Genomic DNA, 25631 nt, shown 5'->3' on the forward strand with positions numbered 1-25631 from the left:
TGCAGCGCAGCACACGCGCCCGAGCCCGCCGGTTGCAATACCCGTCGTTACGGCGCGCTGCCTTCCGGTTTGGATTTGGCGTGCAGGCAAGGTGCCGGCAAGCGCATGCGATACAGGGAAATCGCCTGGATCGTGAGCACGCAAAGAATCGCAGTGCCGTAGGCGGCCAGCAGGTTCCAGTGCGTGAGCGAGAGGCTCAGCACGAAGAAGAACGAGGCGAAGCCCAGCAGTCCCGTGGTCATGCCGCGCATCAGTTGCTGCGCCGCTTCATGGCCGATCATGCGGTGCGCGAACACGGCGAGGATGATCGCCATGAACGGCAGCGACGCGAGCACGCCGCTCGCCTCGGGGCCGACGTAAGGCGCGATCAGCGTCACGCTCACCACGAGACCGGCAATGAGCATCATGCGCGAAGGCAAATCCCACCACGGCGGCGTGAGCCGCGCGGTTCTTGCCGGCTTGTTGGGGATGAGGTTCAGCGCAAGCGCAATGGCCAGAATGGCGAAGAGATAAAGACCGTGGGCCGGCAGTTCGCTCCATTGCAGCACGAGGGCCACGAGGGCAAACGTCGCGCCGCCCGCCGCGAGGGCCACCTTCCACCCGCGCGCGGCAACCTTGCAATAGGCAACGCAGAACGCCGCCTGAGCAGCCGTTGCGACGAGCGAGCCCGACGTCGCTTGCGCCGCAAACGCCGGTCCGTGCTCCAGCGCGAGAAAAACCGAAACCGGCCCCGAGGTGAGCGGCAGCCCCACGAGCAACCCGCCAACCGCTTCGCCCCAGCGGCGAGCGGCAAGACTGGCGGCCAACAGCAACAACGGCGTAACGACGAGCTTGAAAAGCAGAAGATCCATGATGAGCGACGCAAAGCGGAGAATGCCAACCTTCAGGAATGCGCGGCCGGGGTAGCACGAGTTCGCTTACGTCCGGCGGCTTTGCGCCCATATTGAAGGGCGCCAACGTGGCTGACAAACCATTTGTCGTCATATAATGCGTGAGCAAAACTCACACATACCGCACGCATCCCGCTCCATGTTCGACCGACTTCCCCCGCTGCAAACCCTGCGCGCTTTCGAAGCCACCGGGCGGCTGCTCAGCATGACGCTGGCGGCGCAGGAACTGCACGTCACGCATGGCGCCGTGAGCCGCCACATCAAGACGCTCGAAAGCCATCTGGGCGTGGCGCTGTTCCAGCGCCTCACGCGGCGCATCGTTCTGACCGAGGCGGGCGCCGAATTCCTGCTGGCCGTGAACCACGCGCTCGCTGAATTGACCAAGGAGTCCGAGCGCCTGCGCACGCACGACAGCGTCACGCGCCTGAAGATCAACGCCAGCGTGTCCTTCGCGAACCGCTGGCTCGCGCCGCGCCTCCATCGCCTCAAGGCCCGCCATCCGGAACTGGACGTGCACCTCGACGTGACCGACAAATACGTCGATCTCAACGACTCGGACGTCGATGTCGCGATTCGCTACGGCAGCGGGCGCTACCCGCGCGTGCTGGCCGAGCGTATTCTCGACGAGACCGTGACGCCAGTTTGCAGTGCTGATTATCGGGCGAAGATGGGCGGCATGGCCTCGGTTGAAAGCCTCGCGCGCTGCACCTTGCTGCACGAAGGCGGCATGCTCGCGAACTGGGAACAATGGCTGGCGCTGGCAGGCTTGAGCGGCGTGCGCAGCGATCGCGGCACGGCGTACAGCCATGGGAGTCTCGCCATCGAAGCGGCGATACGCGGCGAAGGCGTGGCGCTCGGGCGCAGCGTGATCGTGGCGGACGACATTGCGGCGGGTCGCCTGGTCGCGCCGTTTCCGCAGTTGCGTCTCGAGTCCGAGCGCGGCCATGACCTCGTCTATCGCATTGGCAGCCGCGACGATCCCAAAGTGCGCGCCGTGCGCGACTGGCTCGCCGACGAAATCTCGATCTTCCTGGCTGAGGCTGGCTAAAGCCAAACAGCGCTCCGGTCAGTAGCCGAGCGCCACCTTGGCGAGCATGCCGCACGCCACGCACACGAGGATGGCGGCAAAACCCATCTGCGTATGGCGCGCCGAGACGCGATGCGAAACGTGACGGCCCAGCATCATGCCCGCGACGGTCGCGACGCTGAACCAGAGCGTGAGGTCGAGCCGCAGCGGCACGCCGTGCAGCACTGTGGCCACCACACCGCCGGAGCCCACGAGCGCGATGACCATCAGCGACGTCGCAACGATGCCGTGCATGGAGATGTTGGTGAGCTTGCGCAGCATGGGCACGATGATGAAGCCGCCGCCCACGCCGAGCAGCCCCGTCATCAGGCCCGTCAACGCGCCGGTCGAGGCGAGCGCAAGCGCTGTGGTTCTCGACCAGACGAGGCGGCCCGTGTCGGGATTGATGCGACCCACGCAAAGCGGCGATGCTTCCTGCAGCGCGCGCTTTTTCCCGATGGTTTGGCGCAGCAGCCGCACGGCCACGAACAGCATCACGCCGGCGAAGAGCGCGAGCAGCAGGCGTTGCGGCATGGCTTGCGCGAGGCGCACGCCGAGCCACGTGGTCGGCACGCCCGCCAGCGCCATGCAGAACGCCGCGCGATAGCGCACGAGGCGCTTTCTGAACGCTTCGAGCGCGCCGATTCCCGCGCTGCTCGCCACGGCGATCAAGGCGACCGGCGTGGCCTGCTGCATGGGCCAGCCCATGCCCACCACGATGGCCGGCACGGCGAGAATGCCGCCGCCGGCGCCCGTGAGTCCCAGCAGCGCGCCGATCATGGCGCCGAGAATGAGTGAAACGATCATCGCGGGTCGATGGTCAGCGTGACGTTGAACGGCAAGGTCAAGCGGTCGCTTCGGTCGCCTCGGTCACCGCGGCCGGCAGGCACGGCGCCACCGCGCGGCGAATGCAGTCCACCGCGAAGTCGACGTCTTCCGGCTTCGTAAAGCGCCCGAAGCTCAAACGCACCGTGCGGTTCGCCGCTTCCTCGCCCACCCCGATGGCCGTGAGCACATGCGAAGGCGTGCCCGCAGCCGAGTTGCAGGCCGAGGTCGAGGAGATCGCGAGGTCGCCGGTCAGCAGAAAGGGGAAGAAGCCCGGCAGATCGATCGTGAGGCTCAGTGTGTGCGGAATGCGCTTCGCGCGCGCCGCATTGAGCGTGACGCCCGGCAGCGCGAGCACTTCGGCCAAAAGACGCTCGCCGAGCGCGGCAATGCGCTCGCTGTCCGCTTGCAGCGCCTCGCGCGCAATCACACACGCCACGCCCATGCCGACGATCTGGTGTGTGGCGAGCGTTCCCGAGCGCAAACCGCGCTCGTGACCGCCGCCGTGCATTTGCGGCGCGATGCGCTCGAACGCCTCGCGGCTCACGTAGATGGCGCCAATGCCCTTCGGCCCATACACCTTGTGCGCCGACATCGAGAGCAGGTCGATGCCCATCGCTTTCACGTCGATGGGCGTCTTGCCGAGCGCCTGCGCCGCATCGACGTGCAGCAGTGCGCCCGCGGCATGCACCACGCGCGCAATCGCCGCGACGTCGGTGAGCGTGCCCAGTTCGTTGTTGACCAGCATGAGCGAGACAAGCCCGGTGTCGGGCGTCAGCGCAGCGGCCACGGCTTCGGCCGTGATCTCGCCGTGCGCATTCGGTGCGAGGCGCGTGACGGCCATGCCGCGCGCTTCGAGGCTCGTCATTGTGTCGAGAATGGCCTTGTGCTCGAGCTGGCTCGTGATGAGGTGGCGCTTTTGCGTCGCGCGATCCGCATAGCCCTTGAGCGCGAGATTGTTCGACTCGGTCGCGCCGGAAGTCCAGACGATCTCTTCGGCATCGGCGCCGATCAGCGCCGCCACGTCCTTGCGCGCCTGCTCGACGAGCCGCCGCGCCCGCTGTCCCGCGCCATGCGAGCTGGACGCCGGATTGCCGAAATCGCCTTCCATACCCAGACAGCCGAACATCGCCTCGATCACCCGCGGGTCCGCCGGGGTGGTCGCGGCATAGTCAAAGTAATGCAAATCGCCCTTCTCGCTCATTTTCGTTTCTCGCACAACGGAATTTCGAAAATGCTACGCGTCGGGCACTAAAAAATGATTCCAAAATTAAGCGGATTCTCCAAAGCGAGGAGTATTCATTTCTACGCCATGAGTCTTTCGCGAAATGAAATTCTCGGCACGCCCCGGCCAAGCAGCTTTGTGGGCGTAAGGCCTCGTCACTCTTCGGGTGTTGCGATGTCCGCGCGGATCAGCTCGTCTGCGAGCGTGAGCGCCTGTTGCCGCGCCAGCGGACCCGTCGCGCAGGGCCCCGGACGCGGGCAGCCGTCGAACGGATAAATAAGCCGCCCATCGGTCTTGCGGCGAATCCGCAGCAATCCGTAGTAGCGGCCCGCGCCGTCGATCTGCTCGCCGCAGAAGACTTCGTAGTCTTGCGCAGTGGTCGGGCGGCGCATGGCCGGATTCGGCCTTTTCTCTGGCATGTCGGCACTCCGCGAATATTCAGTGCGAGATAGGCGGAGATCCAGCAAACGCCGCGCCCGGCACGCCACTGCCGTCGCGCGCCTGCTGCGCCCCCTCGATGCGGCGTTGCACGGAAATCGGCGATAACGGGCACAATACGCGCCTACGCCGCCGCGCCGGACGCTGCGTTCGTGATTCGAACGCGCTGTTGGAACATGCTTTGCTCGAACGCCCCCGCGCCGCCGCACCGCAATCCGCCCTTTTCACGCTGTCATGACTCACGATCTGCCCGAACGTCCAGCCATCGCCGCACGCCCGGCGAACTCGCCGCGCTTCCTGCTGTTCCTGATCTGCCTGTTCGCCTCCGCGGGACAGCTTGCCATCGACATTTATGTGCCCGCGCTGCCGGCCATGGCCCGCTACTTCGCGACCTCGCCGCAAGCGATCCAGTCGAGCGTGTCGGTCTATATGGCGGCGTACGCGCTCGGCCAGCTCATCTTCGGGCCGATCTCCGACGCCCTCGGACGCAAACCCGTGCTGGGCTTCGGCCTCGTCGTCTACACGATCGGCTGCCTGCTTTCGCTCGCCGCGCCGAACCTGGAAACGTTCGTGCTCGCACGCTGCCTGCAGGGCTTCGGCATTGCCGCCACCAACCTGCTCGCCAAGGCGATCATCACCGACACGTTCGTGGGCACCGCGCTCATGCACGCGTTCACCTATATGTCGATCACCTGGGGGCTCGCACCGATCGTCGCGCCCGTGATCGGCGCGCACTTGCAGGAATTGTTCGGCTGGAAGTCGTGCCTCGTGTTCCTGCTCGTCTATTCGCTGGTGATGTGGGCGCTCTTGTGGCGCTTTCGCGAGACCTTGCGGCAGCCGGTGCATCTGGAGCCGCGCACGCTCATCGCGAACGCGGGCAAGGTGCTCGCGAGCCCCGTGTTCCAGAGCTGCTTTCTCGCCCAGGGCCTGTGCTACAGCATCTTGCTGGTGTTCAACATCGTCGGGCCGTTCATGGTGCAGAACACGCTGCACAAGCCGCCTACGTTCTTCGGCTACCTCGCGCTCGGCATTGGCTTGATGTATTTCCTCGGCGGCCTCTCGAACCGGGTGCACGGCCCGCGCCTGCCCACTCCGGAACAACGGCTGCGCATTGGCGCGCGGGTGATGGCTGGGGCGTCGATCGTCATGCTCGTGCTCGCGCTCACGGTGGGCCTGCGCGTGTGGACGCTCGCCATTCCTGTGCTCGTGATGGGTCTGTGCGCGGGGGCGATGTACCCCACGCTGATGGCGAAGGGCAATTCGCTGTTCCCGCACATTGCGGGTTTGACGAGCGCGATTCTGGGCTGCGCGCTGCTGCTCGTTTCCTCGGCGATGATGGGGCTGGCCGGCTTTGTGTCGGTGCACGTGCTCACGCCGCTCGCGGTGTTCTTCGTGGTGCTCGCGTTCACCGTTGTATTGATGGTGACGAAGCTGCTGCGCCACCTCGCACAGAGTCAGGCGGCCGCTGCCGCGCTCGCGCAGCGCAGCGGCGAGGCGGCCTGAACCGCTGCCGCCGCGACTACCTGATCGCGCGCGCCACCTCCTGCAACTGCGTGAAGGCGCGGTAACGCGCCTCGTGCAGCGCTGCGATCTCGCCCGTGGCCGGTCCGTAGACCTTGCTGATCTGCGACATCGCGGCCATCGCCTCGCGCGCGTTTTCGTATAAGCCGCCTGCCACGGCGCCCAGCATCGCTGCGCCCAGCAATACGGGCTCGTCCGCGTGGGTGGCGAGCACCGGCTTACCCGTTGCGTCCGCAAGCAATTGGCGCACGAGGTCAAGCCTCCCCGCGCCGCCGCTGATCACGACCTGCTCGATCGGCGCGCCCGCCTGGGCCTGCACCTCGATAATCTGCCGCAGCCCATAGCCGATGCTGCAAATGCCCGCGACATAGAGCGCGACCAGGCTCTCCATGTCCGTCTCCATGCCGAGTCCCGCGATGACCGCCCGCGCGTGCGGATCGGCAAACGGCGCGCGGTTGCCGAGAAATTCCGGCACGACGTGCAGGCCCTGATCGTGCGCGAGGCGCACCGCGCCGGAGAGGCCGTCCGAAGCCTGGGCCGCCAGAGCGGCGAGCATCGTCGGCAGCGACTGGCCCTCGCTCGCCGCGCGGCTCGCGGCTTCCGTGCCAAGCGGATGCAGCGTGAGGAGGCGCTCGATCGCCGCGCCCGCCACCGACTGCCCACCCTCGTTGAGCCAGGCCTCGGGCACCATCGCCGAGTAGTACGGGCCCCACACACCCGGCACGAACACGGGGTCGCGCGTGGTCGTCATCGTGCATGACGAGGTGCCGAACACGTACGCGAGGCACGCCTCGGGCTGCCCTTGCGCGCCCACCGTGCCGATGCCGCCCGCGTGCGCGTCGATCACGCCGGTCGCCACCGGCGTGCCCGCGCGCAGGCCGAGCTGCGCGGCGGCCTGCGGCGTGAGCCCGTTGCCAAGCGGCGTGCCCGGCTCGACGATCGTCTGACCGATGCGCGCGAAGCCTTCGTCGGCGAGTACGCCCAGGCCCACGGTGCGGAAGTAACTCTCGTCCCAGCGCTGCTCGTGGGCGAGATAGGTCCACTTGCAGGTGACGGTACAGGTGGAGCGCGCCAGGTCGCCCGTGGCGCGCCACGTGAGGAAGTCGGTCAGGTCGAAGAACTGCCAGGCGGCGGCAAACACCTTCGGCCGGTTTTCGAGCAGCCACAGCAGCTTGGGCGTTTCCATCTCGGGCGAGATCTTGCCGCCCACGAAGCGCAGCACGTCGTGGCCCGTGGCGTTGATGCGCTCGGCCTGCTCCACGGCACGATGATCCATCCATACGATGATGTCGCGCTCCGCCACTTCAGACGGCCCGACGGGCAGCGGCTGGCCGCCCTCGCCCAGCACGACGAGCGAACAGGTGGCGTCGAAGCCGATGCCGGCGATCCGGTCCGGCGAGATCGCGGCCTGCGCCAGCGCTTCCTTCACGGCATGGCACACGGCGTTCCAGATCTGCGTGCTCGATTGCTCGACAATCGCGCCGCTCTCATGAAACACGGTGATGTCGTGTTTTGCCGACGCCACCATGCGTCCGGTGGAATCGAAAATACCGGCGCGGGCGCTGCCCGTGCCCACATCGACGCCGACGGTATGGCGCGCGCCGCCAGCCTGCTGATTTGAAGTCATGGCTCGTTGACTGTGGATTTACAGATCGACACTGTTAGGCAGGATCACGAGGTCGCGAATGGTGACATTGCGCGGCCGCGTGAGCATGAATACCACGGAATCGGCCACTTCCTTCGGCTGCATGAGACTGCCTTGGGCCAGCGCTTCGTCCATCTTCGCCTTGGGCCAGTCGTCTAGCAACGCCGTGACCACGGGGCCCGGCAGCACCGCACCCACGCGCACGCCGTGCTTCGCGACCTGGCGGCGCACGGTATGCGCGAAGGCCTGCACCGCGAACTTCGAAGCCGTATAAATGGGCTCCCACACCACCGGCACGACACCCGCCACCGAACTCGTGAAAATGATATCGCCTGACTTCTGCGCGATCATGTGCGGCAGCACCGCATGCACGGAGCGAAACGCGGCGTTGATGTTCAGGTTGAGCATGCGGTCCCACTCGTCGGGATTGCCGTTCGCCACCTCGCCGCCGATATAGGCGCCCGCATTGGCGTGAAAGATGTCGAGCCCGCCTGCGAGATCGAGAATTCTGGGCAACATGCCCGCATAGTCCGCCGGGTTGAGCAGATCCATCGCGAGCGGTAGCGCATTGGGGCCCAGCTCCGCGCAACATTTCGCGAGCCGGTCCTGCGCACGGTCGATCAGCACGACTTTCGCGCCTTCCTCCACGAACGCGCGCGCACACGCGAAGCCGATGCCGGACGCCGCGCCCGTAATGGCGGCGACCTTTCCCTTGATCGATTCAGACATGGGTGACTTTCTCCTTGAGTCGAGTTCCAGCGCCCTAAGTGCGGCCTTAAGCGCGGCCATGCGAAACGCGCGACTGGCGGGCGAGCGAGTCGACGATCACCGCAATGGCCAGCACAGCGCCGGTAATCATGAAGCGCAGCGACGACGACAGGTTCAGCAGCGTGAGGCCGCTCGCAATCGACTGGATCACGATAATGCCAAGCACTGCCGACCATGCGCTGCCGCGCCCGCCGAACAGGCTCGTGCCGCCGATCACGGCTGCCGCGATGGCGTTGAGGTTCACGTCGCCTGTGCCGGCCTGCTGGCTCGCCGAGGCGAGGCGCGCCGCAGTCAGCACGCCGCCAATGGCGGCGAGGCTCGCGCACAGCACGAAAGCGCTCGTATAGATCGCGCCGACCTTGATACCCGCACGCCTGGCAGCCTCATGATTGCCGCCCACGGCATGCATCGAGCGGCCCCAGCGCGTGCGCGTGAGCGCGTATTGCATGACGACCGCGAGCCCGAGAAAGAGGCCGAACATCAGCGGCACGCCGCGCCCGCGGTTCAGATAGGCCACGACGATTTCGAGGAACACGGTCAGCGCCACCGCACGTACGAGCAGGCTTGCCATCGACGGTGCGGAGAGCCTGGCCGCATGGCGGCGCGTGCGCGTGCGCATGCCGAGCAGCAGGAGCACGATACCCGGCAGCAACGCGATCCCATGCGAGACGATTGGCGGAATGACCATCAGCTGTCCGAAATTCACCATCGTCGAGCCGTAGGGCAAATTGATCGAACCCGTCGAACCGAGCACGTAGAGCTGCATGCCGAGAATGGCGAGCAGGCCCGCAAGCGTGGAAACGAAACTGGGCATGCCGATCCAGTTCAGCAGCAGCGCATACAGCGCGCCGATCACCGCGCCCACCGCAATGGCGGCGACGATGGCGAGCAGCACCGGCCAGCCGTCGTTGACCCACAGCGTGCCGACGAGCGCCGAAGCGAAGCCGCTCATCGAACCGACCGAGAGATCGATCTGCCCGAGCATCAACACGCAGACGATGCCCAGCGAAATCACGCCGACCGTCGAGCAGTCGAACAGCATGTTCACGAGGTTGTCGGCGGAGAGAAACACCGGGTTCAGGCTCGTGAACACCGTCCAGATGATGACGAGCCCTGCGATGACCGGCAGCGACCCCAGGTCGCCCGAACGCACGCGATCGACGAAGGCCGAAACGCTTTCGCCGATGCCGCTCGCATGCTTCACGCGCACGTCGCTGCGGTCGAGCAAGGTGGCGGGCTTGGAGGCGTCGTTGCTTTCAGGCTGCGGAGCGCCATGGATAGTCTTGCTCATGATCGTTCCTTTCATTGGACGTCCTGTTGCGCCTGGCGGCGGCCGGCGCGGCGCGACACCGCGTTTTCCGTTGCGCCGGTGATCGCCGCCACGAGTTCGGCATTGGACGAGTCGGGATAGAAGATCCCGTTGTTGCGGCCCAGACGCAGCACGACAATGCGGTCCGCCACCGCGCGCACGTCTTCCATGTTGTGGCTGATCATGATGACCGCGTGCCCGCGGTCGCGCACGCGCTCGATCAGGTTCAGCACCTCGGCCGTCTGCGCCACGCCGAGTGCGGCGGTGGGCTCGTCGAGCATGATGAGCTTCGGGTCGAGCAGCAGCGAGCGTGCGATCGCCACCGTCTGGCGCTGGCCGCCCGAGAGCGAGGCGACCACGTCGCGCACGCTGGGAATGCGCGCCGAAAGCTCGTTGAGCAGCGTCCAGGCCTTCACTTCCATCGTGACCTCGTCGAGCCGGTACGGGCTCAACTCGCGGCCAAGGAAGATGTTCGCCACGACGTCGAGGTTCTCGCACAGCGCGAGGTCCTGGAACACCGTCGCGATGCCCAGATCGAGCGCCGTGCCCGGATCGGACAGATTCACCGGCTGGCCGCGGAACGTGATCGTCCCGGCGCTCGGCTGGTGCACGCCCGCAAGAATCTTCACGAGCGTCGATTTGCCCGCGCCGTTGTCGCCAACGAGGGCGACCACCTCGCCCGCATGCACGTCGAGTTCGATATCCGTGAGCGCCGACACCGCGCCGAAGTGCTTCGAGATGCCGCGCAGGCTCAGCACCAGCTCGCCGGGCGCGCTGCGTGTCGTCGCGTGGTCCGTAGCGCGGTTCGTCAATTCGTCAGTCATGAAATGGGTACCTCTTCGTTACGCTCGGGGCCCGGCGCGTGCCGGGCCCGACCACCGCTATCAGCCGCCAATGCCGAGCTTCTTGCAGCCGTCGGCGTAACGGCCCGTGCACAGGTCCTTCGCGTTCGCGAAGCCCTTGTCCACCACTTCGGCCTTGATGTTCTGCTGCGTGATGACGGCCGGCTTGAAGAGTTGCGAGGGCGTCTTGAAGAGCGTCGTCTCGCCCTTCACGGGCTTGCCGTCGAGGAAGCCCACGGCCACCTTCGCCGCCGCGCCCGCCACGATCTCGCTCGGCTTGAGGATCGTGTTGTACTGGTCGCCCGCGATGATGAGCTGCAGGCCCGCAGTCGTCGCGTCGTTGCCCGTCACCGGCGGAACCGGGTTCACGCCCGCCGCCTTGAAGGCCGCGATGGTGCCGCCGGCCGTGCCGTCGTTGGCGGCCACGACGCCGACGATCTGCGGCCCGAAGCGCGTGATCTGCCCGCTCACCCACTGCTGCGCCTTCGGCGGCGCCCACTCGGGCGTGTCGAACTCGGAGAGCGTCTTGTAGCCGCTGCCCTGCAACCCTTCGTGAATGCCCTTCTTGATGAGCCCGGCGGCGGCGTCGGTCGGCGAGCCGTTCACTTCGAGCACGCCGCCCTTGCTCCCGGCAACGCCTGACGCCTTCAGGTGCTCGACGAGCGATTGTGCGATGGACTTGCCGATTTCCTCGTTGTCGAACGAGACGTAGTAGTCGGCGGGCGTGGAAGGCACGGGCCGGTCATACGCAATGACCTTGATGCCCTGGCTCTGCGCCATATGCACGAGCGAAGCCGCCGCCGTGGAATCCACCGGGTCGAGCACGATGACCTTCGCGCCCTGCGCGATCACCGAGTTGAACTGTTGCTGCTGCTGCGAAGCATCGGCGTTCGCATTCTGGTAGAGCACCTTGCAGTCGGGGCAGAGCTTGCTCATTTCGGCCTTGAAGCCGGGGAAGTCGTGCTGCTCGTAGCGCGTAGAGGCCTGGTCGGGCATCAGGAACGCGACCGTGCCGCTCGGCGCGGCATGCGCCGACGTGATGCCCGCGAGGGCGAGGCTGAGTGCGGCGGCGCCGATCAGTTGGGTGTGAACTCGGGTCATTGCGTGTCTCCGCTTTTTGGTTGAATGCCTGGTGGTTGCCGGTGCTGCCGTGCTGCCTTGTGAAAGTGCGAGTTCTGCCTTCGCAATACCCGCTACGAGCACTGCGTTTGAATCCGTTCGGGAACGATCCGCTAGCCGATCGCCGGCACGCCGTACACGGCTTCGCTCTTGCTGGCCGAGCTCGCGGCATTGAGCCGTTGATACGACCGCCAGCGCGAAGGCGACATTTCCTTGAGCAGCAGGAACTGGCGGTTGAAATTCGAGAGGTTGTTGAAGCCCACCTGATAGCAGATGTCCGTGATATTCAGTTCACCTGACATCAGCAGCTGGCACGCCAGATTGATGCGCAGCTGGTTCACGTAGCGCACGAACGACACGCCCGTATGACGGCGGAAGTAGCGCGAGAACGCGCTCACGCTCTGCCCGGCCAGTTCCGCCAGCTCCGTTTCGCGCAGTTCCTGCGAGAGATTCTTGCCGATGAAGGCAAGCACGTGGTTGATCCGCGTGCCTGCATAGCGGGCGGGATCGGCGCGGTACGCCTCGCTCGCGAGCGCCGCAGGTTCGTCGCTTTGCACGAGCAGGTCGAGCAAGTCGATAAAGAGCGTGACACGGCGCATGCCTTGCGCGCCCAGCATCTCGCGCAGGATCGGCTCGGCCGCCGCGCCGGATTCCGGCGTGAACAGGAGCCCCCAGCGCGACGCGTCGAGCAGCGGCTCCACACGCCTGAATTCGGGAAACGCCTCGATCGCGCGTGCGATGAAATCCGCATCGAACTGGAGAACGAGGCAGCGCTCGTCCACCGGTTCGTCGTGCGGCACACTGCTCACCCAGTTGTGCGGCAGGTTCGGGCCGATCATCACGAGATTGCCGGGCGCGAAGCTGCCAATGAAATCGCCCACGAAATACTTGCCCGTGGTCGCGGTGATGAGGTGGATTTCGTACTCGGGATGGAAGTGCCAGCGCACCGTCCGATAGGGATAGCCGTGCGACCAGACCTTGAACGACTCGTCGCGCGGTACGGCGACCAGTTCGAGGTCAGGCTGGGAATGTGTGGCGCGTGGCGCACCTGCGCGCGCCGTGGCTGCCCCAAGGGTTTGCATCTCGACTCCTCCTGCACGGATCTTTTCTTGTTCTGCGACGGCTGCTCGCGCCTACGCTGCACCTGGCTCAACGGCCGCGCCGCCATGACTGAAAAGTACCAGGCGCGGCACGGATCCACCACTGAAAATCAGACCGCAGACTGATACTTTCTTGCATTCGGGTTAGTCCTGGGCCCATTCCTGCGTGCCAGAAGTCAACTTTTGTGCATAGCAACAGTTTTCGTGAGCGCGCCCCGAAACACCTGGATCGCCGGGAAAACGGCAAATGTTGCCGACGACCGCACAGCCACGCAGCCCAATAACGGTCAAAGCGGCCAAAGCCGGCCACCGACACGGCCAGCCGCGATGCGTATGCAGGGAAAGTCCCGATGCGAAAGCGTTCTATGACGTCGGAACCGGAAATTGACGGAAGCAACTTGATCGCTCGAGCGCGATGGCATGTTCGTTGCGCGGGCAACAGGTGCCAGGGAAAGCCCAACGGTAACGGCATGAAGGGCCTGGATGGCCCTTCATGTTTCGTTGCCGCGACTAACGTTTGAAAATGACCTTCGTCGTGGCAGGATCGATCGGCGACGAAGAATGCTGGTGGAAGATCTTCCACCCCTCGGCCGTTTGTTTGAGCGTTGCGGTGATACGATTGTCCATCGAGCGTAATTCCTCGCCGTCCACCGTCACCGCTTTGTACGTCACAAAGGCGTGCAGCACAGCAAGGTCCTGTGACAGGGCAGTCCGCGTTTCGCTGAATTCGACCACCACGCGCTCGGCGCCCAGCGATCCGAACCAGCCCTCCACCATGTTGCGCCAGGACGCAATGCCCTCGTACGTCCAGGCGCCCCACATGTCGAAAGCCAATATGTCCGGGGCGTATAGCGCGACGAATGCATCGACGTCTTTCGCATATACCGCGGCTTGATAGTCGTGCAAGACCTGCAGGATCGGATCGGCGGCTTTGTCCACTGTGTTGTCTCCCGAATCAGGTTGCGTTGGCGGATGAACGGCTGCTTATTAAAGCAACGTCTCTCGGCCCCTGTCCAGTGAAATTGCCCCGAAATGCCTTTCAGGTGAACGAAGGTTTAGCGGGCGCTCCTTCGAAACAATGCGTCGCTCGCGGCACGATCGCTATGCGCGGCAACCTTGCGCTGCGCACGCAGCAACAGATAGAAAGCGGCGCCGTGCGTAATCGCCAATAGCGGCACATAGATCACGGGAATCACGTACGTCGCCCCCAGTTCTCCCGCATGCACGGGAACGCCGGCCTGGATAGCGTGGTAGTAGGCGAGAACCAGGTCCACCGCGCCCACGAGATTGAACGCCACGACGAAGAACCAGAAAACCGGACGTTTTCTTGCCGTGAGCAGCGCCAGCATGGCCAGCACGCCGGTGGCGAGGTCGCCATAGGCCGTAGGCACGGCGAAACTTGCGGGCAAGTCTGGACTCACGACGCCGGGCAGCACAAAAACCAGCCCGAAGAAGCGGAAGCTATGCAGCGTGGTGATTGCGCGTTGCGCGTCGAAGGGGTCCATCGCCTTGAGCCTGGGCCAGATGTACACGGTGAAACAAAGAAGCCACGCGACATACCCGAGAACGAGATGCAAACGGAAGATCGATTCCGGCGACATGTTGCCTCCTGCAAGGTGTTTTCCAACGTGTGGATGGAATGAATAGCGTTCACCCGGCGCGACGCCGGAACAACTGGCGCAGCGACAACGCGTGCAGCAAGATCGAACTGGGCACGACGAACGCGGGCGTCAGCACATAGGGATAGGTGCCTGCGTTGAGGCTCGGCATATCCGGAGCAATCAACTGGAATCGGCCTGGCGCCGTGATCATCCCCAACGTCACCGCGACGGCGAAATCGGCGAGCCCGAAAACGTTCCAGGCGATGGCGGCCTTGCGCCCCTGCGCCGTGCCGCTCGCCACTGCAATGGCCGCGGGAACGGCGAACAGGCCGGTCAGCAAATCGCCCGTTCCCGCGGGCAACGCGTCGACGCCGGCCATCGCGCCGTGCAGCCACGCCGCGATCGCCCAGCTGCCGAACACGCGGTAGAACTGCAGCGCGATGAGCCAGGCGGCGGGCATCGCGTCGAGCACAAGCCCCACCCGCCGCGACAGCAGCAATAGCGGCGCGCCAGCGATCACCGGAAGGAAGATCGCCAACGGCAGCCACGGCAACGGCGGCGGTGAAGCACTCAGCCGAAATACGCCGTGGATCGCCGCGCTCCAGACGACTGCAAACCAAAGCGCATGCGTACCGAGCATTGCCAGCCAGGTCGCGCGGCGCTGACGAAGCGTCAGGTCCGTACGTTCGAGTCCGAGCCACAAGCCGACCGCCATGAACAGCTGCGCGACAAGCTGGTGCGCGGTGGTTTGAAAGCCGCTACCGGGGATCACGGGCAACCAGTAAAGCACCGCAATCCACAGGAGCGTGAACGGTGCGATCCAGCGCAGGCTGCGCCAGGCCGGGCGCGGTGGAGTCATGCCAACGGGAACGGCGGGTGTGCTCATCAACGGTTCTCCAGATGAAGAGGGAGCTTCACGTTAGGTGTACCATCGTTTCCCGCGAGCGACTATTCATCACAATGTTGATGCGCCATGAAGCAGAACTTCACAGTCAGGCAGGGTGCGCTCGATGGCGTGGAGGCGTTCCTGAGCGTTGCCCGGCATCGCAGCTTTCGCAAGGCGGCGGCCGACCTCGGGGTGACGCCTTCGGCCATCAGCCAGGCGGTGCGCGTACTCGAAGAACGCATTGGCGCGGCGCTTTTCGTGCGCACCACCCGCAGCGTCGGCCTGACGGAGGCCGGTGAACGGTTTCTTTCGCGCGCCAAGCCCGCCTTCGAAGAACTGGTCGCCGCAAGCGAAGTGGCGCGCGAACTCGGCCAGCGCCCCACGGGTTTATTGCGGCTTTCCGTGCCGCGCGCGGTCGTCCCGCTTCTGCTGGAACCCCTGCTCGCTTCGTTCTGCCAGGCTTATCCCGAGGTCGAGGTGGAAATCGCCGTGAGCAAGGAAGTGGTGGATCTCGCGGCGGAGGGCTTCGACGCCGGCATCCGGCTAGGCCAGCTCGTTGCCGCCGACATGGTGGCCGTGCCGCTCACACCGCCGTTTCGCCTCGTTGTGGTCGGCAGCCCTGCCTATTTTTCCGGAAGAAAAAAGCCTCGCCACACGGACGATCTGCGTCAGCACGCCTGCTTGCGCTGGCGCCGCTCCACCGGCGCGCTGGCCTCATGGTCATTCGACGACAACGGCCACTCCCTGGAGATCGCTGTCTCCGGACCGCTGATCGCCAGCGATTTTCCGACCATGATGGGCGCGGCGCTGGAAGGCATAGGCCTCGCCCAGCTACCCGAGCCGATGGTTTCCGATGCAGTGAAAGCGGGAAAACTCGTGCGCGTGCTCGACGCGTATGCACCCATGCTGCCCGGCGTGTTCCTCTGCTATCCCAGCCGCAGGCAGATCATGCCGAAGCTGCGCGCATTCATCGACCATGTGAAGAGCCGCAAGGCGGGCGCGGGTCAGACCCAGGGCCGTTGAACCCGCCCGCGGCGCTTCAACATCAAGCCATGTTCTCCCAGGCACCCGACCGGGCCGAGCGGAACACCGCGTCGATCACGCGCATGTTCGCGCGCGCGTCTTCCAGTGGAATGGCCTGGGGCGTTCCACTCAAAATCGCCTCGGCGAAAACCGCCGCTGCCACGCCGTATTGATCGCACACCGGAAGCTCCAGCCAGCGATCCGCCTCCCCTTGCTTGCTCACCAGCAGACGCGTGGGACGGTCATTCGGCGCATTGAACGGAATCTCGACTTCTATTCGCCCCGTAGTGCCATGAAACTGCATGCGCTGGTACGGATAAACCTGGGTGGAGTAAAAGAAACTCGCTTGCACGCCGTCGAAATCCATCAGCACGGAGCCAAGGCGGTCCACCTCGAACGACGGGTCGCGCTCCATGAGCGCGACCACGCGTTTGGGCTCACGCCCGAGAATGAGGCGCGACGTCGTGATGGGATAACAGCCGATATCCAGCAAGCCGCCGCCGCCCAGTTCGCTCTGGTTGCGAATGTCATGTGCGTTGGTGTTGTAGTAAGTAAAGCCGCCGGTCACCGCGCGTAATTCGCCAATTGCGCCTTCTTCGATCAACGCGCGCACCTTGAGCCACTGCGGATGCGTGCGCACCATGAAGGCTTCCTGGATATACCGGCCGCTCTTGTCGCGTGCGGCGATCAAACGTTCGGCTTGCTGCGCATCGAGTCCGATCGGCTTTTCGCATAACACGTGTTTGCCCGCCTCGACCGCCTTGATCGTCCACTCCACATGAAGGTGATTGGGCAACGGGATATACACCGCATCGATTTCAGGATCTGCCAGCAGCGCCTCGTAACTGTCGTATGCATGCGCGAGACCGTATTTCGCGGCGGCGGCCTGAGCCTTCTGAATTGAACGCGAAGCAATCGCTTTTACACGGCACTTCGGCGCGTGGTGGATGGGCACGACAACCTTGTCGTTGATCTTCGACGTACCCATGATGCCCCAGACGATTTCATCCTTTGCCATGACGTTCCCTTTGAATTTGATTGTGTGATGCCTGCAATGGACTGAATACAACTCACTATCAAGAAAACCGCAAACCCGAACTGCAGCGTGCTCGACTGCGTGAGTTTACACCCGCGATAACCCTCTCCATTGCGCTCGCAATCGGCGCGCGTAACAACTGACTACAACTGACGGCAAGTTGAAAGCGCAACGTCACGAGAGATTCGCCTTGCACCTCCACATTGCTCGGGCTGTGCACAGGTCCCTCGCAGTTCCCCACAACGCAATAGAAAAACGAGGTGAAATATGGAGAATACGACCCGGTGGTCGCGCTTAGGCGCAGTCGTTGGAGCGGGCGCCGTGGCGCTCGCAGGCATGCAATCAACGGCTTATGCAGGCGACATGAAGGACGTGAAGCACGTCCTCCTCATCAGTTTCGACGGCCTGCACGAACAGGACGTGGCGCGTTGCATCGGCAGCAATGCCTGCCCCAACCTCGCGCTGCTCGCGAAGTCGGGCGTGACGTACACGAATGCGCACACGCCGCATCTGTCCGACTCGTTCCCGGGTCTCACTGCGCTGGTGACGGGCGGCTCGCCGAAGAGCGCGGGCCTCTTCTATGACGTGTCATATGACCGTACGCTCTACGCCCCGCTCGACTCGCAATGCAAGGGCGCGCAAGGCTGGAATGTCGTGTTCGACGAAACGACCGGCATCGACGGGGAAAACGGCGGCGCGCTGGTCCACCTCGACGGCGGCGGCGCGTTCAATCCGCAAGCCATTCCGTACGCGAAGGTCAACGGTGTTTGCACGCCCGTGTACCCGCACAACTACATCAAGACGAACACGGTCTTCGAAGTCATCAAGCAGAATATCCACGGCTCGCGCACCGCGTGGGCCGACAAGCATGCGTGGGGCTACGACTGGGTGAACGGTCCTTCAGGCAAGGGCGTGGACGATCTGGCGCGCACCGAGATCAATTCGATCGACCCGAAGACGGGCACGAATTATCTGGATACCTACACACATACCGAAGTCTTCGACAACCTCCACGTGCAGGCGCTGATCAACGAAATCGACGGCCTCGATTCGACGGGCAAGACGAGCGCGCCGGTGCCCACGATGTTCGGCACGAACTTCCAGACGCTCAGCGTCGCGCAGAAGTCGACTGTCGCAAACCACGGCGGGTATCTCGACGCCGACTTCACGCCGGGCCCGCAGGTCGCGGCCGCCATCACGTATCTGGACAACTCGCTTGGCCGCGTCGTGCAGGAGTTGAAGCAGCGCAACCTCTACGCCACTACGCTCATCATCGTGACGGCCAAGCACGGCCAGTCGCCGACCGATCACTCGAAGCTCGTGAAGAACGGCGACACGCTCACGAAGCTGCTCGAGGCCAACAACTATCTGGACTCGACCGGCAACTTCGGCCAGAACAATACGAAGTCGGGCAACCTGAACGACGGCACGGGCCTTTCGGGCACCGGCATGGTGCAGACCGACGACGTGGGCCTGATCTGGCTGCGCGATCAGAGCCAGAAGGACGCCGTGGTGAAGACACTGCAGGCCAACCTGAGCTGTAACGCGCCGGGCATTTGCGCCGACGGCCCGCAAGCGTACATCCTCACGGGCGACCGCCTTGCCGACTGGTTCGGCAATCCGTCGAACGGCCGCACGCCGGACATCATCGTGCAGCCGAATCCGGGCGTGATCTACACGTCGAGCACGGCGAAGGATGAGGAGCACGGCGGCAACGCGCCCGACGACAGCCATCTGGGTCTCGTGGTGTCGTTCCCCGGCATTCATCACGCCGGTCGCACGGACGACCACTACGTCTTCACGACCCAGGTCGCGCCGACGATCCTGAGCGCGCTCGACGTGGACCCGCATCTGCTGCACGCGGTTCAACTCGAGGGCACGCGCCGCCTGCCGGGGCTGGGGCTTGACGAGAAGTAAGAAGAAGCAGTAAGGAGCGGCTGACTGCGGCGGTCATCGGGGCTTCGATGGCTGCCGCGTCAGCGGCCCGCTCAAACCGTTTGCAGCCCTTCGATATCGCAGATGCGGATCAGCTTGCCTTGCGCGTCGATGAGGCCACGCTTCTGGAAGCGCGACAAGATCCGGCTCACGGTTTCGAGCGTGATGCCGAGGTAGCTGCCCATGTCTTCGCGCGACATGCGCAGGCGGAACTCCGCCTGCGAATACCCGCGCTGCCAGTTGCGCGACGACACGTCGAGCAGGAAAGCGGCCACGCGTTCTTCGGCGGCGAGCGAACCCAGCACCATCATCTGCGAAGCTTCCTGATTGAACTGGTCGCCCATGAGCCGATGCAGCCGGTCCTGCATCGTGCCGCTTTCGCGGCACAAGGTCTTGAGCGCGGCGTAAGGAAGCGTGCAAATCGAACTGTCTTCGAGCGCGACCGCGCTGAAGGCATGCACGTCGGTGGCGATGCCGTCCAGACCCAGCGCGTCGCCCGCGAGACGCAGCCCCGTGATCTGCTCGCGACCGTCGCGGTTGACAATGAGCGTTTTGAGGGAGCCGGAACGCACGGCGTACAGGCTGTCGAAGCGATCGCCCGAGCGATAGAGCGCCTCGCCGCGGCGCACCTTGCGCGCCCCGCAGATCAGGGCCTCTAGCCTCGGCAGGTCTTCGGCCGGCAGGCCTTGCGGCATGCAAAGATGGCGCATGGCGCACCCCGAGCAGCGCGCACTGGGCTGCGTTCCAGCTTGAGGAGCACGACTGCTTTGGCGCACGACGATAGCGGATCCTGCGGCGGGTGACAGCATCGAACCACTCCTTCTTTAACATTTTTTAAGAGTTCGACGCATTGTCACACCATGCATGTGCGTCAATGTGGTGGCAAAATGCCGCGCACCAGAACCGCGGGCCTTTGAGCCTTGTCAGGCAACGGTTTCACGCGATATTGAGCAAGCGCAAGCGACCGAAAAGCAACACCTGCGGAAGTCCGAATCACGTCCGGAAAATCGACACCGCCTGCGAAAGCCGGTGGGCTTGCCCCGAGAGCGAATCGGCGGCGGCAGCGGCTTCTTCCACGAGCGCGGCGTTCTGCTGCGTCACCTCGTCCATCTGCGTCACGGCGCGGCTGATCTGCTCGATGCCAAGGCGCTGCTCGGACGAGGCCTCGGAAATGCCCGCGATGATCCCGGTGACGTTCTCCACCGAGCGCACGATGCTGTCCATCGTCGCGCCAGCCGCGCGCACGCGCTCCGCCCCTTCGCGAACCTGCCCGACCGATGCGTCGATCAACACCTTGATTTCGCGCGCCGCGCTCGCGCTGCGCTGCGCGAGCGATCGTACTTCGGAGGCGACCACGGCGAAGCCGCGTCCCTCCTCGCCGGCGCGCGCCGCTTCCACGGCGGCGTTGAGCGCGAGGATGTTCGTCTGGAACGCAATGCCCTCGATCACGCCCGTGATCTCGACCATCTTCTCCGAAGAGGTCTGAATGGCCGACATCGTATTCACCACCGCCGCCACCGCTGCGCCACCATCGGCCGCCGCCGTGCTGGCCGTGGAAACGAGCTGCCGAGCCTGGTTGGCGTTGGCCTCGTTGTTCTGCACCGTCGAGGTGAGCTGTTCCATGCTGGCCGCGGTTTGCTGCAGCGAGGCAGCCTGCTCTTCGGTGCGCGAAGAGAGGTCCGTATTGCCCGCGGCAATCTCGCCCGCGCCCGTGGTCACGGACTCCGCGCCCGCGCGGATCTCGCTGATCATCGTAACGAGGCTCGTTTGCATGCGCGCAATCGACGCCAGCAGGCTGCGTTCGTCGCCGGGCCGCAACGCGACGTTGCCGGTCAGATCACCCGTGGCGATACGGTGCGTGACGGCCACTGCGTAGTGCGGCTCGCCCCCGAGCGTGCCGACGAGATTGCGGATGATCTGCCACGACAGCACGCCGATACCCGCCACGGCCGCGATGATGAGCGCAAGCAACACACGCCCGGTGCGCCAGAACGTGGCGTCGATATCGTCGAGAAAGAAGCCTGTGCCGATCCACCAGCCCCACGGCGCAAACTCGACGATGCCGTTCATCTTCGCCGTGAGCTGGCCCGTGGTGGGATGTTTGGCCATCGTCATCATGACGGGAATGTGCTCGCGCGCGAGCATTTCGCGGTAGAGATCCGTGTCGGGGCGGCCGTCCGGCGCCTTGCCCACGTTGACCTTGCCGATCGAAGCCAGATTGCGGTGAACCAGCGTGGTGCCGTCGGGCAGACGCGCCCAGAAGTAGCTTCGGTCGGAATAGTTGAGCTGGTTGAGCGCTTGCCGCGTGGCCGCCTGCGCCTCTTCGCGGGTCAGTTTCCCGGCGACTTCCTGGTCGTGATAGAAGGTGGCGAGATGCTCCGCCATTTGCAGCAGATTCGTGATCTTGCCGCGCGTTTCGTCGAGCATTTCCCGCTTGAGGCTGACGAGCCCATAGCCGCCAATGGCGATCAAACCGATCAGCGCCGTGATGACCAGAAGAAGGAGTCGTGTGGAAATTCGCATGAAACGTTCGTACGCCTTATCAGTTTTATGTGCTGCGCGCGTCGTCGCTCGCGGCCAGCCCTGTCCCCGGGGCTAACCTGAACGTGCCTTGACGTGTCGCCGATGCTCGCTGGCGCGATGCGAGCGCCAGCCTGTCTCTCCTCCCACCGATAACGGCGCATTGCGCCCCGTCTTGAGGGATGGAGCGCAATTTTTGTGTGACAAGCTTGCGCTGTCAAGCCTTGTTGCCTGACAAATTTCGCGAATCCAACAATTTGCTTTCACTTGACGCCGACGGGCTTGCACATCGTGCAGTTTTCAGGCAAACACAATGCCCGCCGAGCTTTGCGGCACGCCCTCGCTTGCGTGGCACTCAAAGGGCCACAAGAAAATTCACATGTATTCAGCGGATTTCCTCTACGGGAATACGCGATGCTCACTTGTGAACACAACGGGCTCCGCCTGTGTTCGCACCGTGCACCGACGATGCGAATGGAGGCGCGGCTAACGAAGCGGACGACTACGGTGGAGGCAGCATGCAAGACAACGGCGCACCCGCGCTCAAGGTCGAGGAAGCGCTGATCACCGAGGCGCTGGTGAACCGCCCGAACCGCCTGCCCGATTTCCAGGGCGAGAGCCGCGCACTGGCTGCGCTCGCGCAGGAAATGGCGAGCAATCCATCAGGTGTACTGCAGATGCTTGCGGGACTCGCCCTCGCGCTTTGCCGCGCCGGGTCGGCTGGCGTGAGCGTGCCCGAGCGCGACGGCGCCACGGCGCGGTTTCGCTGGCGCGCGCTGGCCGGCGAGCTGGCTGCGGACATGGACCGGATGCTCCCCGGCGACGACTGCCCCTGCGGCGTGACGCAGGGGCGCAACACCATGCTCCTGTTCGACCAGCCCGCGCGCTGCTTTGCCTCCTACCGCGCGATCGATCCGCCCATACGCGAAGCGCTGCACGTGCCGTGGCGCGTCAACGGCGCGGTGGTCGGCACGGTCTGGGCCGTGACACACAGTCAGGACAGACATTTCGACGCCGAGGACGCGCGCCTTCTGCAAAGCCTCGCCTCCTGCGCGAGCGCCGCGCACCAGTTGACCTGCGCGCTGACCGACGCGCAGGACGCGGGCCACAATCTCGCGCAGCAGGTCGCCGAACGTACGCGCACGCTGCAGAACATCAACACGAAGCTCCACCACGAAGCCGCGCAGCGCAAGCAGGTCGAAGACGCGCTGCGCGAGAGCGAAACACGCCTGCAGGCCGCCATTTCCATCGAAACCGTGGGGGTGCTGTTCTTCGACCTCGACGGCACCATGGCCGACGCCAACGGCGCATTCGAGCAGATGAGCGGCTACAGCCGCGAGGACCTGCGCGCCGCGACGCACTGGGACCGGCTCGTGCCGCTCGAATTTCTCGGTGTGACGACGCGTGCGATCACCGACCTCGCCACCAAGGGACGCACACAGCCCTACGAGCGGCAGTTGATCCGCAAGGACGGCACGCGCTGGTGGGGCCTTTTCGCGCCCACCCGGCTTTCGGGCACGGGCATGGCCTCGAAGTGCGCCGAATTCGCGCTGGACATTACGGAACGCAAGCGCGTGGAAACCGAATGCGTGGACAGCGAGGAGCGCTTTCGCGCATTGGTGGAAGGCTTTGCGCAGGCCGTTTGGGAAGCCGATGCGCACGGCCAGGCCGCTTCGGTTTCGCCGGGCTGGTCGGACTATACCGGCCAGTCCGGCAAAGAATGGCTCGGCGAAGGCTGGGCGAACGCCGTACATCCCGACGACCGCGCCTACGCGCTGCGTCAATGGAAGGCCGCGATTGCGGCGCAACGCGTGGTGAACGCCGAATTCCGCCTGCACGTCGCCACGGGCGGCTGGAGATGGACGAACGTGCGCGCCGCGCCCATCTGGAATGCGGACGGCACCGTGCGCAAGTGGGTGGGGATGAATATCGACGTGGACGATCGCCGCGTCGCCCAGGAAGCGCTGCGGGAAAGCGAGGCGCACTTTCGCGCGCTAGCGGATGCGTCACCCGCGTTGATCTGGCAAATCGACCCGCAAGGCAACACGGTTTATGTGAACCAGCGCTATCTCGTGGCGATCGGCCTCACGCCTCTCCAGTTGCTTGAAACCGGCTGGCACACCACCATCCATCCGCGCGACCTGCCCGGCTTCCTGACGCGTGTACAGACCGCGCAGCATGATCATCGCGCGTTCCAGAGCCGCTTGCGCGTGAAGCTCAAGGACGCTGGCTGGCACTGGTTCGAAACCTGCTGTGCGCCATGGTTTTCCGCGAGCGGCGAGTTTCGCGGTCACGTCTGTGTCTCCATCGACGTGACCGAAGCGGTGAACGCCGAAGACGCGCTCAAGGAAGCCGACCGCCACAAGGACGAATTCCTCGCGACACTCGCGCACGAGCTGCGCAATCCGCTCGCGCCCATTGCCAATGCGCTGCATCTTGTCCGGGGCAACCGGTTTCCGGCGGAGTCCGCCCCGGTACTCGACATGCTCGATCGACAGGTGCATCACATGGTGCGGCTGATCGACGATCTGATGGAAGTATCGCGCATCACGCGCGGCAAGATCGGCCTCGTGAAGGCGCCGGTCGCGCTCGCGGAAATCATCGACAACGCCATTGAAACAAGCCGTCCCGCCATCGATCAGGCACGCCACGCACTGAGCGTCACGCTGCCCGACACGCCGCTCGTTCTCGACGCTGATCGCGTGCGTCTCACGCAGGTCTTCGCGAACATGCTCAACAACGCGGCGCGCTACACGGACACGGGCGGCCAGATCCGGCTCTTCGCTGCGCGCGAAGGCGACAACGCAGTCGTCAAGCTAAGCGATACGGGCATTGGCATGTCTGCTGGACAGATTGATCAGGTATTCGAAATGTTTGCACAGGGCAGCCGCCCGGCCGAGCGCAACCAGGGCGGGCTGGGCATTGGTCTCACCATGGTGCGGCATCTGGTGCGCATGCACGGCGGCACGGTCGAGGCTGCGAGCGCGGGCCCCGGCAAAGGCAGCACTTTCACAGTGCGCCTGCCGCTCTCGCAGCAAACGAGCGCCGAGGCACGCGAGGCCCCCGCAGCCGCGGCGCGCGCCGCGAAGCCGCTCGCGGGCAAGCGCATTCTCGTGGTCGACGACAATCGCGACGCCGCCGATTCGCTCGCCATGGTGATTTCGGGCGAAGGCGCGCAGGTGCGCGTGGTGTACGACGGCGCCGCTGCACTTGGCGCGCTGGAGCAGTCGGTGCCGCATGCAATCGTGCTCGACATCGGCATGCCTGGCATGGACGGCTATGAAATCGCGCGGCAGATTCGTCAAAGCCCGCGCTATGCGGGCCTGCAGATCATCGCGCTAACGGGTTGGGGCCAGCACGCCGACCGGCTACGCTCGCGCATGAGCGGCATCGACTCGCATCTCACGAAGCCTGTCGATTTCCACACGCTGATCGAGCTGCTGGTGGCGCGCTGAAGACCGCCGAGGTCCTCTCCTGAATGTTTCCGGCTGTTCCGTAGCTGACGAGAGAGACCGTCTGATTCAACGATGGGCATAACCTTCAGTGCCATCCAATTCAACGTCGTGCAACCGTCGACATGGCGCAAGGTCAGGCGTCAGTACGCGTGTTACGTATACCGGCCTTGTGCCACACGGACGACGGACATGCCATGCCCATGCCTTTCCCACAATGGAACACACTCGATGTACCGCTCGAGAACGGATGGCAATGCACGCTTGTACCAGGCGGCCAGTACCGCGAAGCGGTCTGGAGTCAACAAGGGACCACTATCAAGCCCTACCCGCTCAGAAAGCCGCGATGGGGATGGCCCGATGGCAGGGACGGAACCCTCTCGTCCCGACAGTCCTCGATGCGCACGCCCCGGGTCTGGCGCGACGACGC

Annotated in this window: 20 protein-coding genes and 1 pseudogene; 5 read left to right on the forward strand and 16 right to left on the reverse strand. The window is 64.7% G+C overall.

The window, feature by feature from the left end; translation table 11 throughout:
- Positions 1–47: 47 nt before the first annotated feature.
- Positions 48–851: a hypothetical protein gene (locus U5A57_RS21225; protein WP_321913634.1), complete on the reverse strand. Its 804-nt coding sequence runs from the start codon at positions 849–851 to the stop codon at positions 48–50.
- A 178-nt stretch (positions 852–1029) separates the two neighbouring features.
- Between U5A57_RS21225 and gcvA the strand changes: the two genes are divergently transcribed.
- Positions 1030–1938 carry a transcriptional regulator GcvA gene (gene gcvA, locus U5A57_RS21230; RefSeq protein ID WP_321913635.1) on the forward strand — a complete coding sequence of 303 codons (909 nt, stop codon included), beginning with the start codon at positions 1030–1032 and terminating at the stop codon, positions 1936–1938.
- A gap of 18 nt (positions 1939–1956) precedes the next feature.
- Here gcvA and U5A57_RS21235 read toward each other — a convergent pair whose 3' ends face one another.
- From U5A57_RS21235 to U5A57_RS21245, 3 genes and pseudogenes are all read right to left on the reverse strand, one after another.
- A complete protein-coding gene (locus U5A57_RS21235) occupies positions 1957–2763 on the reverse strand; it encodes a sulfite exporter TauE/SafE family protein (protein WP_321913636.1) in 807 nt (268 codons plus the stop codon).
- A gap of 52 nt (positions 2764–2815) precedes the next feature.
- Positions 2816–3985 (reverse strand): annotated as a pseudogene (locus U5A57_RS21240) (cysteine desulfurase family protein); the annotation flags it as partial.
- Between the two features lie 176 nt (positions 3986–4161).
- Complete coding sequence (locus U5A57_RS21245) at positions 4162–4425, reverse strand: DUF6723 family protein (RefSeq protein ID WP_321913637.1); 264 nt, start codon at positions 4423–4425, stop codon at positions 4162–4164.
- 253 nt (positions 4426–4678) lie between these two features.
- Here U5A57_RS21245 and U5A57_RS21250 point away from each other — a divergent pair, with 253 nt between their 5' ends.
- Complete coding sequence (locus U5A57_RS21250) at positions 4679–5947, forward strand: multidrug effflux MFS transporter (RefSeq protein ID WP_321913638.1); 1269 nt, start codon at positions 4679–4681, stop codon at positions 5945–5947.
- Between the two features lie 16 nt (positions 5948–5963).
- Here U5A57_RS21250 and U5A57_RS21255 read toward each other — a convergent pair whose 3' ends face one another.
- The 9 genes from U5A57_RS21255 to U5A57_RS21295 all read right to left on the reverse strand — a co-directional run bounded on the left by U5A57_RS21255 (position 5964) and on the right by U5A57_RS21295 (position 15235).
- Positions 5964–7592 carry an FGGY-family carbohydrate kinase gene (locus U5A57_RS21255; protein WP_321913639.1) on the reverse strand — a complete coding sequence of 543 codons (1629 nt, stop codon included), beginning with the start codon at positions 7590–7592 and terminating at the stop codon, positions 5964–5966.
- An 18-nt stretch (positions 7593–7610) separates the two neighbouring features.
- Complete coding sequence (locus U5A57_RS21260; RefSeq protein ID WP_321913640.1) at positions 7611–8339, reverse strand: SDR family oxidoreductase; 729 nt, start codon at positions 8337–8339, stop codon at positions 7611–7613.
- Positions 8340–8385: 46 nt separating this feature from the next.
- Positions 8386–9669: an ABC transporter permease subunit gene (locus U5A57_RS21265; protein WP_321913641.1), complete on the reverse strand. Its 1284-nt coding sequence runs from the start codon at positions 9667–9669 to the stop codon at positions 8386–8388.
- 11 nt (positions 9670–9680) lie between these two features.
- Positions 9681–10511: an ATP-binding cassette domain-containing protein gene (locus U5A57_RS21270; RefSeq protein ID WP_321913642.1), complete on the reverse strand. Its 831-nt coding sequence runs from the start codon at positions 10509–10511 to the stop codon at positions 9681–9683.
- Between the two features lie 60 nt (positions 10512–10571).
- A complete protein-coding gene (locus U5A57_RS21275) occupies positions 10572–11630 on the reverse strand; it encodes a sugar ABC transporter substrate-binding protein (RefSeq protein WP_321913643.1) in 1059 nt (352 codons plus the stop codon).
- 131 nt (positions 11631–11761) lie between these two features.
- Positions 11762–12730, reverse strand: a complete 969-nt coding sequence (locus tag U5A57_RS21280) for an AraC family transcriptional regulator (protein ID WP_321913644.1) — start codon at positions 12728–12730, stop codon at positions 11762–11764.
- 528 nt (positions 12731–13258) lie between these two features.
- Positions 13259–13687: a YybH family protein gene (locus U5A57_RS21285; RefSeq protein WP_321913645.1), complete on the reverse strand. Its 429-nt coding sequence runs from the start codon at positions 13685–13687 to the stop codon at positions 13259–13261.
- 116 nt (positions 13688–13803) lie between these two features.
- Positions 13804–14349 carry a hypothetical protein gene (locus U5A57_RS21290; protein ID WP_321913646.1) on the reverse strand — a complete coding sequence of 182 codons (546 nt, stop codon included), beginning with the start codon at positions 14347–14349 and terminating at the stop codon, positions 13804–13806.
- Positions 14350–14398: 49 nt separating this feature from the next.
- Complete coding sequence (locus tag U5A57_RS21295; protein WP_321913647.1) at positions 14399–15235, reverse strand: MFS transporter; 837 nt, start codon at positions 15233–15235, stop codon at positions 14399–14401.
- Between the two features lie 87 nt (positions 15236–15322).
- Between U5A57_RS21295 and U5A57_RS21300 the strand changes: the two genes are divergently transcribed.
- On the forward strand, positions 15323–16258 hold the full coding sequence (locus tag U5A57_RS21300; protein WP_321913648.1) for a LysR family transcriptional regulator: 936 nt from the start codon (positions 15323–15325) through the stop codon (positions 16256–16258).
- A 22-nt stretch (positions 16259–16280) separates the two neighbouring features.
- Here U5A57_RS21300 and U5A57_RS21305 read toward each other — a convergent pair whose 3' ends face one another.
- Positions 16281–17276 (reverse strand): Gfo/Idh/MocA family oxidoreductase, encoded by a 996-nt coding sequence (locus U5A57_RS21305; RefSeq protein WP_321913649.1) that lies wholly within the window; start codon positions 17274–17276, stop codon positions 16281–16283.
- 285 nt (positions 17277–17561) lie between these two features.
- On the opposite strand from U5A57_RS21305, the gene U5A57_RS21310 reads away from it, so the two are divergent.
- Positions 17562–19211, forward strand: a complete 1650-nt coding sequence (locus U5A57_RS21310; protein ID WP_321913650.1) for an alkaline phosphatase family protein — start codon at positions 17562–17564, stop codon at positions 19209–19211.
- A gap of 71 nt (positions 19212–19282) precedes the next feature.
- Here the strand turns inward: U5A57_RS21310 and U5A57_RS21315 are convergent, their stop codons facing one another.
- Positions 19283–20038 (reverse strand): helix-turn-helix domain-containing protein, encoded by a 756-nt coding sequence (locus tag U5A57_RS21315; protein ID WP_321913651.1) that lies wholly within the window; start codon positions 20036–20038, stop codon positions 19283–19285.
- A gap of 184 nt (positions 20039–20222) precedes the next feature.
- Entirely contained in the window at positions 20223–21752 is a 1530-nt protein-coding gene (locus U5A57_RS21320) for a methyl-accepting chemotaxis protein (RefSeq protein ID WP_321913652.1), read from the reverse strand.
- A gap of 515 nt (positions 21753–22267) precedes the next feature.
- Here U5A57_RS21320 and U5A57_RS21325 point away from each other — a divergent pair.
- Positions 22268–25204, forward strand: coding sequence for a PAS domain S-box protein (locus U5A57_RS21325; RefSeq protein WP_321913653.1), 2937 nt, complete (start codon positions 22268–22270; stop codon positions 25202–25204).
- Positions 25205–25631 lie beyond the last annotated feature (427 nt).

The sequence above is a fragment of the Paraburkholderia sp. J11-2 genome (assembly GCF_905220185.1).
GTDB lineage: Bacteria > Pseudomonadota > Gammaproteobacteria > Burkholderiales > Burkholderiaceae > Paraburkholderia.

Excerpts from the sequence above, each read along its gene's own strand:
- U5A57_RS21325 (WP_321913653.1), top strand. The coding sequence starts at position 22,268 with ATGCAAGACAACGGCGCACCCGCGCTCAAGGTCGAGGAAGCGCTGATC.
- U5A57_RS21275 (WP_321913643.1), bottom strand. The coding sequence starts at position 11,630 with ATGACCCGAGTTCACACCCAACTGATCGGCGCCGCCGCACTCAGCCTC.
- U5A57_RS21320 (WP_321913652.1), bottom strand. The coding sequence starts at position 21,752 with ATGCGAATTTCCACACGACTCCTTCTTCTGGTCATCACGGCGCTGATC.
- U5A57_RS21225 (WP_321913634.1), bottom strand. The coding sequence starts at position 851 with ATGGATCTTCTGCTTTTCAAGCTCGTCGTTACGCCGTTGTTGCTGTTG.
- U5A57_RS21260 (WP_321913640.1), bottom strand. The coding sequence starts at position 8,339 with ATGTCTGAATCGATCAAGGGAAAGGTCGCCGCCATTACGGGCGCGGCG.
- U5A57_RS21305 (WP_321913649.1), bottom strand. The coding sequence starts at position 17,276 with ATGGCAAAGGATGAAATCGTCTGGGGCATCATGGGTACGTCGAAGATC.
- U5A57_RS21315 (WP_321913651.1), bottom strand. The coding sequence starts at position 20,038 with ATGCTGTCACCCGCCGCAGGATCCGCTATCGTCGTGCGCCAAAGCAGT.
- U5A57_RS21235 (WP_321913636.1), bottom strand. The coding sequence starts at position 2,763 with ATGATCGTTTCACTCATTCTCGGCGCCATGATCGGCGCGCTGCTGGGA.
- U5A57_RS21250 (WP_321913638.1), top strand. The coding sequence starts at position 4,679 with ATGACTCACGATCTGCCCGAACGTCCAGCCATCGCCGCACGCCCGGCG.
- U5A57_RS21280 (WP_321913644.1), bottom strand. The coding sequence starts at position 12,730 with ATGCAAACCCTTGGGGCAGCCACGGCGCGCGCAGGTGCGCCACGCGCC.
- U5A57_RS21255 (WP_321913639.1), bottom strand. The coding sequence starts at position 7,592 with ATGACTTCAAATCAGCAGGCTGGCGGCGCGCGCCATACCGTCGGCGTC.
- gcvA (WP_321913635.1), top strand. The coding sequence starts at position 1,030 with ATGTTCGACCGACTTCCCCCGCTGCAAACCCTGCGCGCTTTCGAAGCC.
- U5A57_RS21310 (WP_321913650.1), top strand. The coding sequence starts at position 17,562 with ATGGAGAATACGACCCGGTGGTCGCGCTTAGGCGCAGTCGTTGGAGCG.
- U5A57_RS21295 (WP_321913647.1), bottom strand. The coding sequence starts at position 15,235 with ATGAGCACACCCGCCGTTCCCGTTGGCATGACTCCACCGCGCCCGGCC.
- U5A57_RS21270 (WP_321913642.1), bottom strand. The coding sequence starts at position 10,511 with ATGACTGACGAATTGACGAACCGCGCTACGGACCACGCGACGACACGC.
- U5A57_RS21290 (WP_321913646.1), bottom strand. The coding sequence starts at position 14,349 with ATGTCGCCGGAATCGATCTTCCGTTTGCATCTCGTTCTCGGGTATGTC.
- U5A57_RS21265 (WP_321913641.1), bottom strand. The coding sequence starts at position 9,669 with ATGAGCAAGACTATCCATGGCGCTCCGCAGCCTGAAAGCAACGACGCC.
- U5A57_RS21245 (WP_321913637.1), bottom strand. The coding sequence starts at position 4,425 with ATGCCAGAGAAAAGGCCGAATCCGGCCATGCGCCGCCCGACCACTGCG.
- U5A57_RS21300 (WP_321913648.1), top strand. The coding sequence starts at position 15,323 with ATGAAGCAGAACTTCACAGTCAGGCAGGGTGCGCTCGATGGCGTGGAG.